This window comes from Runella sp. R0.1_18, assembly GCF_057652155.1.
On the sequence record NZ_JBYFCK010000038.1, the window covers coordinates 1 to 13,525 of the forward strand.

A 13,525-nucleotide genomic window follows, 5' to 3' on the forward strand; every position below is an offset into this window, starting at 1 on the left:
AATGAATCGGAATATCATTCAAAATATCGAATCTGTCCTACAAGGCTCTTTTCAATGGGCTACCTAAACAGTTACAATTATTTTAACGTAAAATATTACAAAAAAGCATATAAAAGCTTTTTTTATTTCCATAAATAGCTACTATAAAAAGCAATTTCATAATCATTAGTACAACCACTATTTCATATAGTTATAATTTACAAAACTATTAAAATATAATATTGTATTTATAACTAAAGCTCTTATCTTTGAGTACATATCCACGCGCCTTGGTATAAAATGCTTCTGATTTTGTAATAAAACATCATTTTTGTAAACGTATAAAGATGAAAAAAGCCTTTTGTTTAGTTATACTTAGTTATTTTCTTTTGCTTAACTTCCCATCGTGTACTCCTCCAGTCGCAGAGGTTAGCAAAGCCATCGACCCTTCGACGATTCCATCCAGCCCTTCATTGGTTCAAGCCATCAAAAGCGAAAACCATTGGCTAGGTTGGTTTAACACTGGAGATACCAACATTAAAGTAAAACCTGATAAGGATGTTTTACCCGAAAAACCCGCTCAAGCCCCCGATTTAAGTAAAATCCAAAAAGAACCAGGTAAATTCAGGCTCGTATCGGTTGGAGGAGCGCTATCAGCAGGGTTTCGGGACGGAGGGCTTTACCGAGAGGGTCAATTAACCGCTTTCCCCAATCTGATTGCGAGGCAAATGAAAGTGGGTTTTATTCAGCCGCTGTTTTCAGAAACAGAAGGCAATGGTACGGGCTACAAAACGATTGCATCCACGGATGGCCCCTTGGTTAAATTCAATATGGTGACCAATAATTTGGGGGTAACCCAGCAGAATGGAGAAACGGCTTACTCCGATTTTATAGAAAAAGACAAAGCACAAATTGACCAGCTGGCTTTTCCCGAGATTCAAAAAGGATTACAGTTTTTTCGATACCCATCGGAAGAGTTTAAATATTACAAATATATTGATCGGGTAGCAGGTGATGAAACGAAAGCTCAATATGCGAAACCTTGGGATTGGTTCAATGACCAAAATGCTGATTTATTTATCTTTGAGTTTGGCATGGACGATACTTTTAAATCTGCTTCATATGGTGGTGGCTCTATTGCTTCAGGAGGACAATTGCCCTACTACTTTACACCCGAATACGAACTGGCGCGAAGCTTAGCCAAGAAACAACACAAAGGTGTGATATTGAATGTTCCCGAAGTACTAGATTTTCCCTACTTTAAGCAAATCACCGCTGAGATGGTCAAAAAATCGGGGGTTAAACTCTTTGTGGAGCAATACGAATATAACCCTGCACTGCATCAGTTGATTCCTACGCCTACGACCGAAAAATTATTGAAAGGCGAATTGAAAGCCAATGCGTTGGGCAAAGTGGTACTGAGTACCCAGGATGTTATCACTGGCAATGATTTTAATAGCGAACTGCAAAGGCTTTCGCCTCAATTTTACAATACTTATTTTATTGGCACGGCGGCCAAAGATACGGGTTGGCCCGTAGTCGATATTTATAGTCTTTACAAGCGTATTCAGGCAGGCGGCTATGTAACAGACGATGGAATAGCAGTTAATCCTGCGTGGCCACGGGACGGCAATTTCTTTTCAGCGGATGGAGTCTATCCCACGGCTTTCGGACAAGCTGTCATTGCCAATGAGGTTATCAAAACCCTCAACAAACACTATGGTTTACAAATTCAGCTACTACAAACTCGTTTTTTTATGGGTAAATAGTTGCCTACATCTAATTATCGGTAAACGTATGAAAACTGTATATACAGGCTGAATTGGAAACTATAATATAGTTATTGTTCTTCCTAAAGAATTTCATTCATTTGAGATGATACCTAAATAAAAAGGCGACTCCCTAAAAAATCGCCTTTTTATAAACGCTGAATACCTTTTTTCGCGACTCCACATCAGCATCCGTAACACCGAACCTCCAACAAAGCCGCAGGAACTACGTTTGACGGATGCTCCACTTCAATCGTGAGCGAAGTGGTCTCAATCGGCTCACGGAACGTAATAACGCGCTGACTTTGGTGGTTGCCTTTGAGTTCAGCAATTTCTTCTTTTTGGTCATCCAAAACCTTTACATTTTTAACACAAAATGGCATTTCGTTTTCGGGGTGCGACATCAAAACCGTTTCCATCGGATGGTCATAGTCGGTGTCAAAATGCAGGACAATTTCACGAATACGCTGCGGGCTGTCCCACGCGAGTTGTACCGTTGGTTGAGTGTCCGTTGGGCTCGCTACCCACGCGTTGGGCTGGTGCGTGGGTCGTTGCAGACCGTTGCGCAGCTGATTGGCTTGAAATAGGCTTAAAGGTGGTTCGAGCTTTAACGCTAAATTTTTGCCCGCAGGACGGCGTTGGGGACACCAAAACTCGAACGTATCCACGCCGATGTCTTGGGTTGGCTCTTGTTTTCCGTAGTTTGAGACAGCTTCGTTTATTTGGTTGAAAACCGTCAGCAGGCCCGTTATGCGTTGGTCTGCGTACTGCAAACGTACTTTCTCATTTTTCAGGATGGTCAAAAACGCGTAACCCAAGGCGCTTTCGGATTGGGCAGCTCGAAGTTGGGTGAGTTGGGGACGATAATCAGCTTCGTCAAATGCCAAATGCACACAGTTTCGTCCTTTTTGGAGTGAAATGGTTTGCTGGCAAAGCGTTACATCAGGGGTATGATTGTTGGCTTTACTCGAAACCCGTAGTTCAACTTGAAGCTCGGTCGGCTCGTCGGCATAAGGGTGAAGAATCACTTTGCCCAAGGGTACCTCGCTCAATGGAAGGAGTTGCGCTACTGAAAAAACCATTTTTTCGGGCTCGCCCGAGGGAAGGAGTTCTTCTACTACTAACTCACTACTGGCCGAAATTGTGGCCATTTGTACCAAGTCGTTGTCGTCTCGTAACGGCAAATGAGGAATATGCTGTCCCGTTTTTAGCAACTCGCGCTGTAGAGACGTAATGTGTTGCGGTTGGGCCAAATCGCGAGGCAAGAGCCCTTTTTCGATACACAACTTAGCCGCCATCCCCACGGCTTGTCCGCCGTGCGCGCTCGTGGCCATCACGCGCGACGACGCAAAGGCGACGTGGCTGGCCGAAATGATGCGTCCTGCGAGGAAAAGGTTCTGGAGGTTGCGAGAGTAAAAACAGCGGTACGGAATGCCGTAAATGCCCTTGCTGTGCCATTGATTACAACTCGACTGCCCAATTTCGGCAAAGACGCCATCGGCGGGATGCAAGTCAATCGACCAGCCTCCAAACGCCACGTCGTCGTAGTGGGTGCGTTGTTCAACTATATCCTGCTGAATCAGCATATAATCGCCCTCAAAACGGCGGCTTTCGCGTTTGCCAGGGATTTGCCCCACCCACTCAAGCGTGAGGTTTTCGGCTTCGGGAAACTTGCCTGAATTTTTGATATAGTCCCATACGCCATAAATCACTTTCCACAACTCCCACTTGATGGTTTCGGTGTCGTGGACGGTATCGAGGCGACCGCCGTATTCTACCCACCAAAGCTTGCAGCCAAACTCGTTGGCGTTGAAAGAGCGAAATTTGGGGATTTTTTGCGTGACGTCGTGGGCAAAACTGGGAGCAACAAATTTGATGGGCTTGCCCGCGTTTTTGGAATAAAAGTACAAACTGTGGCCTAACAATTCGCCGTATTCTTGCGAAGGTGCAAATTTCTCACCAAACTCTTCTTTCGACTCGGCGCCCATTCGGAAGGCAGCTCCCGCCAAAAAACCTACAATGCCGTCGCCCGAGGCGTCACAAAACAAGGGCGCGGAGAGTTCGTAGTGGGTGGAGTTTTGCGAACAAAACCCGTGGACTTTCGAAATCGTATCGGGAGTAGATTTTTCTACTTCATAAACGGTTGTATTGAGTAAAAGCGTAATGTTGGGTTCATTGACGACTTTTTCGAGTAAAATGGTATCAAAAATCAGTGGGTTGCTGTCGGGATTGCGGTACATATTTTCTACCAACAATTCGTCGAGAAGCCCTCCCTCGCGAGCCCAACGGTTGTTGTTGCCCATGTGAGAAGTGGCACCCAATACCCATAAACGAACCTCGCTCGAAGAGTTACCCCCTAATACTGGGCGGTCGGTGACCAAGACCACTTTGATTCCTGCGCGTGCCGCCGTAACAGCGCCACATAGCCCCGAGAGCCCTCCACCTACTACCACCAAATCGGCGTTATACATAACACTTTTGGGGGCTCTTTTTTCGATTGCATCTGCTTTTATCATGCTTTTTTGCAAAAGTTATTCTTTAACGTAAATGATTTATCGAAACCTATAAGGTTTTGAAAACCTCATAGATTTACTATGCCAGACTTTCCAAGTTTTTGAAACTTGGAAAGTCTAAGCTATTTTATTTTAACTCAATCGTCTCGCTCATAACCGAATAGCCCGTAGGCTTGACTACCTCTAAGGTTATTTTTGGGTCGAAACCACGGATGAGGAGTGTTATTTCGGCACTTTGGCCTGGGGACAATTCGGGGAATGAAAAAGACGCATCGGGCGTTTTTAAGGTATAGTTTTTGACCGTGTAAGCGGGAAAATCGCTGCGGTTTTTGATGCGCACTACCAACTGGTGAATCCCTTGCCCACCCGCTTGAAAACGTACTTTTTCAAGCGTAACGGGCGACATCTCACGGCGGTGAGCGTGGTAAAGCGGGCGCTTGTTACGCTCAGGGCCTACTAGCCCCCACGGACGGTAGCCATTGGGGTTAGTTCCTGCGTGCCTGCTTTGGTAATCATTGAACGACCACCACGAAGCGCCCACGATGTACGGGCGTTTACGAATCTCGGCCATGACGTTTTCCAAGTGACTCACCTGCCCTGCTTCGCCTGTGGGCGTATCAGCACGGACTCCCCACTCGCTGATTAAAATGGGCTTGTCGGGGTACAACGCGTGAATGTGATCAAATGCTTTGGCGTGGTTGCCGTAGGTATTGGTGGAAACAAAATCGCAGTATTGCGTGGCCTCGTCCTCAGGTTTGGCGGGTAAAATGTTGAGACGCATCGAAGCAAAAGTAAACAAACGACTGGGGTCAAGACTTTTACCATAAACCATCATGTCTTTGGTCCAACGTTGCCCCGAAGGCGTTTCCGACAAGTATTCGTTACCGACGCTGTATGCAATCACACTCGGATGATTCCAGTCACGTTCGGCCATTTCTCGAAATTGTTGCTTGAATTTCTGACGAATGGTGTCGTTGTCCATTTGGCTGGGCGTGAGTTGCCAGTTGCCCGCTTCGGTAATGATGAGCATTCCGTAGCGGTCGGCTAGGTCGTAGAAAGTTTCACTCGGGGTATAGTGGGTCAAGCGGTGAAACTCCATTCCTGCCTCTTTCATCAAGCGAAAGTCTTTTTCGACCAACCAATCGGGTTCTAACGAGCCTAAACTGGGGTAATCTACGACCCGATTTCCTCCCGCCAAACGAATAGGCTGACCGTTGAGGAGCAACTGAGCATTTCTAACTTCTACTTTGCGTATTCCAAACGACGTGGCAAGCGTATCACTTCCAACCACGGTTTGGAGTTGGTACAATTGCGGACTGTCGATACTCCATAGTTTCACGTCGGCAGCCTTGAGGGCAGTTTCAGCTTCGAGAAGCCCTGTTTGTCCTGCGGCGATGGCGGCTGAAGTAGTTTTCCAAACAAGCTTCAACGATTGATTTCCGAAGACAACTGTTGTGGCAAATTTAGGCGTTTGCGCTTGCGAAGATGCGTTTCTAACACGGGTTTTCACGCGTACCGTTGCCGTACCCGAAGCCAAATCAGGTACTGCTTCTACTTTGAGGTTTTCGATGTACAACTCAGGTTCAACGGTAAGGTACACGGGGCGAATCAGTCCACCGTAGTTAATCCAACCAGGAAAGGGGTCGTTGGCGTTGCCATTGTCCTTCGCGCCAGGAATAGAACCCGTTTGCCAAGTGTCGTTGTTGACAGAAACGGCCAGTACGTTATCGCCCGACTTTAGATAGTCTGTAATGTCGAAATGAAACGGCGTATAGCCACCTTCGTGCGTGCCGATTTTCTGATTGTTGAGCCAAACGGTAGTGGCATAATAAGCCGCATCAAAATGTAACAACGTACGTTTACCCGCCTGAGACTGCCACGGAAAAGACTTACGATACCAAACGGTTCCTGTATAAAACTGGTAGCGAGGGTCGGTTGAAAAGCAGTGAGGAACACTGACTTTATCCCAACCTCCAACGGCATAATTGTCTTTGAACCAGCCTTTAGTTGCCCCTACTTCGCGCGGGTCCATGGCAAACGACCACTGGCCATGCAACGGAATGGCGTCGGAGTGACGGATGCTAAATTGGGCAAAACCAGAAAGTGATAACAGCAAAAATAAACTTGTGAGTTTCATGTGTGATGTGTTGATTGTCAGGGCTAAAGCCCATTCATTTTCGTTCACTTGTATTACCCCAGGCTAAAGCCATGGGGTTAAAAGAATCTCTTTCAGCGTGATTCCCAAGGCTGAAGCTGTGGAGAGTAGCGGAATATCTCCTGTTTCGCTCTTTTTAACCACGTTCTTTAGGGCGTGGCAAGGGATAAGCAACTGAATAGGCGAGCTTTAGCCCTGACTGACTTCCTCTATTTTTTCTCCAATGACGGTAATTCGTCTAGCAGCTCGCCACGGGATAATAGCTCCGACGAGAACTACCACCGCAATCCCTGCTGTGATTAGCCCCCCAGAAGTAGCAAAGGCACTTAATCCAAAGAGTACCACTGCAACAAACACCAGTGCCCCCGCAATGACTTGCATTCCAAAGCGATTTTGGCGTTTGATTTCGGTCGCTTCTTCTTCGGTTTCAGCAAGCTTTTCTGCCTTACGTGTCGCTTTGGAGGTGAGATACGATTCGTACTCTTCGGCAATCAGTCCATTTGAACGAGCATACAACTCGTAGGCCAAAAGTAACACCAACGGCAGGCCAATACCCACGATGGTTTCGACGGCACGGCTTAGTTTAAAGTCTAATAGCCAAGGTGAAAGCACTTTAAAGAATAGGTTAACCACCAGCCCAACAATCGTAATCCAGAAGGTAGTTTTGCCATTGATACGTTTTGAAAACAGCGCCCAAAGCGGCGGAGCCAGCAGCGGTCCACCCGAAATAGCCGAAATGCTCAGCACCACTTCCACGATTCCACCAGCGGCAGGGACTAATAAGGCAATCACAATCATGCCCAATCCAAATCCCCATGACGAGCGTCTTGCTACTTTAATAAGTTGCTGGTCAGAGGCTTTTGGATTAATAAAACCTTTGTAAATATCATTGGTAAAAACGGCAGAGACGACGTTTAACGTGGTATTGGCACTGGCCGAAGTCGAAAAATACATTCCTGTAAGCATCAAGCCAAGCAAGCCAGGGGGCAAAACGGCTTTGCAAATAAGTAAGTAGGCATTTTCGGTATCTAATCCCTCAAGACTAGGATTAAGCGCCCGATAAATCATGGGGGGAAGCATCCAAATCATGGGACTGACTAAATACAGCGCCGCAAAAAGAAACGCTACTTTGCGGGCCGACTTGGGGCTATCGACGCTTGTGTAACGCTGCACAAATGTCCAGTTGCCGCCAATGTAGGCAATGTGATAAAACACAAAGGCAAGCACAAAACCGAAGGTATATTCGCCGTGGAGAAGGTTAAAAAAGTCGTCGGGGACTTGTTGGGTAAAAGTGTCAAAACCACCGACTTTGTTGAGCGATAAGGGGAGTAAAATAAACACCGCAGCCGTCAAAATCACAAACTGCAAGATGTCAGTGACCATCACCGCCCACAGCCCGCCGACGGCCGTGTAAGCAATCATAAATATTCCCAATACAATGGTAGATTCGACCAAAGGAAATCCCAATGAAACACTTACCAGCTTGGCCACGGGGTACAAGACTGAGCCTTTGATAAATACCGACACCAAGGTAAAAATACCGATGTAGGTCTTCTGAACGCGTTCGCCGAGGCGTTCACGGATAAACTCTGCCGCAGTGAGGTTTCCAGTAGCCCGCCAGCGAGGAGATAAAAACAGCCCCGTGATGATAGCTCCGATGCACATCGTCCATTGAATAGTCACGGCCACCCAGCCGTGTTTGTAGGCGATAGAGCCCCACGCCACAAACGTGCCCGCGGAGAAAAAGGACATGAATAGCGACAGTCCACCAATGAACCAAGGCACGGCTTCTCCCCCCGCAAAAAACGATTTGAGGTTGCGCCCCGTGCGGGCAAACAGCATCCCAATCCCCAGTACAAAAGCGGAGAAAATAAAGATGACGGCGGTATCAATCAGTGAGTTCAAGCGTCTAAAGGAAGTTAAATTTTAAAAATTCAGAATTGTGAATTACCCTAATTACTTATTTTATTCAAACCTAACTTCCACGGAATTTTTCTTTGAAAGCATTGGTTCAAAAGGGGTCATTAATAAAGTTGTCGCTTTTCGACAGACTTCTGTTCCAAGTATTTATAATCTTGGCTTAGCAGATTATGACCCTAACACTGGCGAAATTGATGATACTATCATTACTGATAATGGCGATATGGAGAAAATTTTAGCCACCATTTTTCAAATTGTTATCTATTATCTTTCCACCAATCCTGAGCATATCATTTATTTCTCTGGCAATTCACCCTCGCGAACTCGGCTTTACAGAATTGCTATAAACCATAGTTTGAGTGAGATTACCTCACTTTTTGACGTATTGGGGCTTATTAACTCTCAACTTGAGCCCTTTACAGCAAATAAAGCCTACGAAGCTTTTTTGATTAGAAAAAAATAATTTGTTAACTTTAATCATAAAATTTACAGAACTATGAGAATTGAATCGAAGTTTAAGGTTGAAAAAAGAGATTCTTTACCACTAAAGACAAAAGGCAATAAACCTCCCTTTTCTGAAAAATTAGCTAAAGCCAATGAGGTATTAGCTAAAATAGAGCTACCTATTCCCAAAAAGCCCTAATCACCTCGCTACCGTCATTACTTCAAATCCAGCTCCTGCCAATTGTTTTTTGTAGGACTTGCCGTTGATAGTGACCTGAAAATCACTTGCTTGAGAACGGTTATTCAACAAGACCACAAATAGCTTATCTTTCTGCTCCGATTCTGCCAAAAGGTAATCAACGGTCGGATTGTCGATTTTAACGAGATTTTCATCAACGATGAGTTTGGCTTTGGTACCGTTGATGAGACCCGCTTCAAATCCGTAACTTTGGTGAGGGCCTACTTTAGGCGTCACAAACCCACGAGGGAATTTAATTTGCCCACCCGAACGTAATTCTGCCTCTGACATGAGGTAGTCGGTAAGCCAACCGATTTGCCACCAAGCGTGGTGAGGATACGGCCCCGAACCTTGATTCATCACCCGCCAATAATAAGAAGCAACGCTGGTTTTTGGCTCTACAAACGCGTCGCGCCCCCAAGCTGCCGAGCGCGCTAAGTCGGCGAAAATAGGTTCTTTCGTAAGCTGATACATCCGAATAAATAGCCCCGCATGACTGGCGAGCTGGATAGGGCCGTGGGCGTTGGAGGAACCAAAAATCCCGCCGTGCTCAAAACTTAACCCAACCTGCGAAATCTCCCAATCCTCACGCTCAATGCCGTTGACTGTTTTTAAGGTATGGTTCGGGATAGGGTGGGTATAAATCGAAGTGGTATAGACTTTGGCGGCTTGGATAGCGGCGGTTTTATAGGCAGGGTTTTGCGTCAGGTCGTACAAATCCAACAAAGCTTGGGCCGACTGCGCCGTGGCAAAATCGGGGGCGTAACGGGCATCGCCGCAAACTCCTAAGAAGCTACCTTTATCAACGGCGGTTTTGATGAACCAATCAGCACCTTTTTGAGCGGCAGCCAAATACTTAGCGTCTTTCAAAATACGGTATGCTACCAAAAGCCCATAGAAGGTTGGCCGCACATCCTGAATGTCAAGAAATGCCTCCTGCTCCGTTTTGCGGTCATAAGCGACACCCCAGCTACCGTTGGTTTTTTGGGTCTTTAACAACCATTCAGCACCTGCCTGAAGACGCTCTTTAAGTAATTGATTGTCTGGCTCAAACAATAAAATATTACCCAAGTCGAGCATCGTATAGTACGTCACTGCGATAGGTTCGACTACCTCGCCCCACTCTTCGGTGAATTTTTTGCGTTTGGCCAAATAATACTGCCCCGCCAAAGCTCCGTTGAAGAAACCAGGCTCAGTGATTTGCTGCGTAATCTTAAAATTGAGCGCATAGGGCAGGACATTTTTGGTGAGTAAAGTATCTTTGGTGGCATTGGCCAGCATCCACATCGCGCCATAATCGGAGTTTTTCATGGCATCACGCTGTGAACCTACCACACCACCCAAATACGATTGAGCCCCAATTTTCAACCCCTTGTATTCTTCGATGTTCCAAAGCGATGTTTTGGGGTTTGTCAAATAATGGTGCATTTTCTGGATGCGGTTGGTCAGCGACTGCTTGCTTTGGCGAAGTTCCAAGGTCTGTTTGAGTTGGTAAATGTCGTAGGCGGCGTGGTTAACCATGCTAAACCAATCGCTTCCTAGCAGGCTGTATCGGAACGTAAATGTGACAGTTTCACCCGCTTTTAAGTCGGACTTAGGTTCACCAAGAACGGGATAGTACAGCGTGGGAGCTAGTTGCGACTTACGATTTTTGTGCGAAATTCCAATGTTCCAATCGTGGAGGGTCAATTTGTCTTTGGCCCAAGGGTCTCGGCAAAAAGCAGGGTCGGGAATTACCGAGACCGTGATGCCTGCTTTGGTAGTAACGAGCGGACTAAGCGTACTGGCCGAGCGCTCGCGATAGACCACAGGCAGCGTAGGAACTCCGTGGCCGTAGGCATAGGCCAAGGCAAAATTAGGTTGCATAAAATTGCCTTGAAAATACCCAGGAACCGCAACCCAAGCCATGTCGGTTTCTCCGATAGAAGTCAACGTAGGTGTGGCCAACGAAAAGTAGCCTGTTTGTTTGGGGGTAAGTTTTTGGGTTACGATGACATCCATGGGGAATTTTGGGTCAAAACGCCATTGAGAAACTATTTTGGCTTGGTCGGTTTCGTGCTCAAAAGTCAATTGGTTGGGTGCATTTTGGCTTCCTTTTTTAGGAAAAAAATGAAAAGCCGTTCCCGCAGTATTCAACGACACAGGATTGGTACTTTCCGCCCACTGTTTGGTTTGATAGTGGTAGGCATCTTCGGGAAATTTGTTTCCTGTAATGCTTTTAAACACGGAGTCTGACTCTAGCTTAGGTTTTTCCGTAGTGACCAACAATGTACTCTCCCCCGAAGGATTTTTGAGCGAAATCCAGCTATTGCCCTTTTTGACCGATAACGTATTGATTTGCCAACCATTGACACTGTTTTTCCAGTAAATTTTCACGGATTGATTCTCTAAAACCAGCGACTTTTGCGCCCATAATTCCCCAAAAACCATTGAGAAAACAACTGCCAGTAATGTACGTTTTGTGCTCGTCATTGTCTTATTTTTTGTCACTCAGAATTGGTTTACTACTTAACTATCACCTCTGCTTTTTGGGCAAAACCCATCGTGCCGTAGGCGACTTGCAACGAACGACAATCGGAAGGGATTTGATAGGTCGCCCTAAACACCCCCGTGTTTTCGCCTGTTTCGGCTACCTCTAGTGAGGTACTTTTTTTGCCTTTTATATTTAGCGTTACTATCCCTTTTTCTGCGTTGTTCCAGTCCATGTTCAAGGCGGCCTTTAGCTCAATAGTTATCGTTTGTCCCGCCTTCGTTTGCTTAATTTCTTTGCCAGAAGCATCCAAAATTCTTATCCGTTGGCTGCCCAGCGTCGAAAACGTCAGGGTCGCTTGCCAGCCACGGTTAGAGACGCACCAGCCTTCGGTAGCATAGGCGTCTTTGCCAATTAAATCACCTGGCTCATTACTTGTGGGCGAAGTGGCATTTTTTGATTTCTGGAAATCCTTATCAAGGGGGGAACCGTCGAGCGTGCCGCGCACTTTGCCCAGCATTCCGTAGCCATTGGGATGGGCCGACGGCCAGCCTTTTTCGACTCCTTCCCAATAGCCATTGATGGCCAATCGCTCGGGGCTTTTGTTGCTCAAGTGCGCTCCTACGGGATTTACCCCAAACACAAAATCGACTTGTGCCCAACCGATGTCTCGTAAGCGACGGTCATTCAACAAATAAGCGACGGCAAACATCGACCCGCCCAAGGCAGGAGCGCCGCCCAGTTCTTTGGTTTTAGGGTGCGCCCATTCGGTTTCACTGTGGACGCGGTACTTCCAAAAATTATTGGTTTTTTGGTGCATGTGCGTAGCCCAGGCCTGCAATTTCTCTTTCGAGCCTTGGGGGGCGTGTTCGGGCGCTACCAGTAAAAAATAGGCCAACGCTTGCGGCGTAATATGCTCGGCGTTCCGAATCCACCACATGTGGCGGGGGTTGTTGAAATCCCAGTGTTGAATGATGTCTTTTGCACTTTCTTGGGCCCACGTTAGGTACTGCTGAGGCTTGCCGTCGGGCTCGTTTTTTTCGCACAAATACATGAACAAATTACTAAAGACCGACTGACCGTAGGCGTTACCCATTTCGTTGAATTCCTGAAAACCCGCGTCCACCCATTTGTTACTGTACGTCCAGTAGCGCACTACCTTGTGACGGTCGTACTGCGTCCATTTTTCATTGCAGACTTGTCGGTACTTGAGGTATTTTTCGCGGGGTAAATAGGGTTTCAGAAAATCATGGTAAGCGGCACAGACCACCGAAAGCTGGTCGAGCAGGTTCCAATAATCGTAGTTCATGCGCGGTTGCCCTTCGTAGCCGAGTGAGCCGTGACGAGTACCTACAGGGCCTTGATACGCCACGTGGGCATAGGCAAACTCCGCGTGCCACAAAATCAAATCTATCAAATCGGGGGTGTTTTTGTCCCCAAATTCAGTTTTCCAGCGGTCGTACAGCGACGGATTGGAAGCATATTGGAGGCATTCAAAAATCGTTTCCAACCCATACGCTCCCCCGTCGCGCGAGGGACCTCCACCATAGACTTTGGGCAAATTGGCATTGATTGGGTCTTCTGAGCCACGCACGTCGATGAAGAACTCGTAGCCTAGTTTTGAGGATACTTTTTCAATGAGGTGATCAGCAATCCAAAAAGGAACGGAGGGGGTAAAGCCTTCTACTTCGACCCTAAATTCATCTTTCGAGACGGGGTCAAAGGAAGTAAACCACCCTTCTTGATTGATGAGTTCTCCCGTAAATTCGACGCGGCCAGAAGCGGTATTCATGATTTTAAACTTCGCCCCATCTTTGGCTCCTAAGCACACAAAATGCTTTGCTTCTCCGCGATTGTACCCCGTTTGATTAACCAAGATTTGGGCAAATGCCTGAGGGTAGCCCATGAGTAGCGAGCCAACAACGTACAATAAACATAGGATACGCTTCTTTTTCATTTTCAATGTTACTTTAAATTTTACCCGCTGATGTTCGCAGATTGAACGTCGCGGGTAAAAAGGAACTATTGCTTAGATAC

The 13,525-nt window shown here is 46.6% G+C and carries 8 protein-coding genes; 3 read left to right on the forward strand and 5 right to left on the reverse strand.

Going from position 1 to position 13,525, the window contains the following annotated elements:
* The first annotated feature begins 326 nt into the window (after window positions 1-326).
* Window positions 327-1,748, forward strand: a complete 1,422-nt coding sequence (locus tag AC23P2_RS30160; protein ID WP_487776641.1) for an SGNH/GDSL hydrolase family protein — start codon at window positions 327-329, stop codon at window positions 1,746-1,748.
* A gap of 185 nt (window positions 1,749-1,933) precedes the next feature.
* Here the strand turns inward: AC23P2_RS30160 and AC23P2_RS30165 are convergent, their stop codons facing one another.
* From AC23P2_RS30165 to AC23P2_RS30175, 3 genes are all read right to left on the reverse strand, one after another.
* Complete coding sequence (locus AC23P2_RS30165) at window positions 1,934-4,264, reverse strand: FAD-dependent oxidoreductase (RefSeq protein WP_487776642.1); 2,331 nt, start codon at window positions 4,262-4,264, stop codon at window positions 1,934-1,936.
* A gap of 124 nt (window positions 4,265-4,388) precedes the next feature.
* Window positions 4,389-6,398, reverse strand: coding sequence for a glycoside hydrolase family 2 protein (locus AC23P2_RS30170; protein ID WP_487776643.1), 2,010 nt, complete (start codon window positions 6,396-6,398; stop codon window positions 4,389-4,391).
* Between the two features lie 207 nt (window positions 6,399-6,605).
* Window positions 6,606-8,321: a sodium:solute symporter family protein gene (locus tag AC23P2_RS30175; protein WP_487776644.1), complete on the reverse strand. Its 1,716-nt coding sequence runs from the start codon at window positions 8,319-8,321 to the stop codon at window positions 6,606-6,608.
* Between the two features lie 37 nt (window positions 8,322-8,358).
* On the opposite strand from AC23P2_RS30175, the gene AC23P2_RS30180 reads away from it, so the two are divergent.
* Window positions 8,359-8,799: a DUF6934 family protein gene (locus AC23P2_RS30180; protein WP_487776645.1), complete on the forward strand. Its 441-nt coding sequence runs from the start codon at window positions 8,359-8,361 to the stop codon at window positions 8,797-8,799.
* A 33-nt stretch (window positions 8,800-8,832) separates the two neighbouring features.
* Window positions 8,833-8,979, forward strand: coding sequence for a hypothetical protein (locus AC23P2_RS30185; protein ID WP_487776646.1), 147 nt, complete (start codon window positions 8,833-8,835; stop codon window positions 8,977-8,979).
* Here the strand turns inward: AC23P2_RS30185 and AC23P2_RS30190 are convergent, their stop codons facing one another.
* On the reverse strand, window positions 8,980-11,448 hold the full coding sequence (locus tag AC23P2_RS30190) for a glycerophosphoryl diester phosphodiesterase (RefSeq protein ID WP_487776665.1): 2,469 nt from the start codon (window positions 11,446-11,448) through the stop codon (window positions 8,980-8,982).
* Window positions 11,449-11,522: 74 nt separating this feature from the next.
* A complete protein-coding gene (locus AC23P2_RS30195; protein ID WP_487776647.1) occupies window positions 11,523-13,445 on the reverse strand; it encodes a cellulase N-terminal Ig-like domain-containing protein in 1,923 nt (640 codons plus the stop codon).
* Window positions 13,446-13,525 lie beyond the last annotated feature (80 nt).

Excerpts from the sequence above, each read along its gene's own strand:
- AC23P2_RS30160 (WP_487776641.1), top strand. The coding sequence starts at position 327 with ATGAAAAAAGCCTTTTGTTTAGTTATACTTAGTTATTTTCTTTTGCTT.
- AC23P2_RS30165 (WP_487776642.1), bottom strand. The coding sequence starts at position 4,264 with ATGATAAAAGCAGATGCAATCGAAAAAAGAGCCCCCAAAAGTGTTATG.
- AC23P2_RS30170 (WP_487776643.1), bottom strand. The coding sequence starts at position 6,398 with ATGAAACTCACAAGTTTATTTTTGCTGTTATCACTTTCTGGTTTTGCC.
- AC23P2_RS30185 (WP_487776646.1), top strand. The coding sequence starts at position 8,833 with ATGAGAATTGAATCGAAGTTTAAGGTTGAAAAAAGAGATTCTTTACCA.
- AC23P2_RS30190 (WP_487776665.1), bottom strand. The coding sequence starts at position 11,448 with ATGGTTTTTGGGGAATTATGGGCGCAAAAGTCGCTGGTTTTAGAGAAT.
- AC23P2_RS30195 (WP_487776647.1), bottom strand. The coding sequence starts at position 13,445 with ATGAAAAAGAAGCGTATCCTATGTTTATTGTACGTTGTTGGCTCGCTA.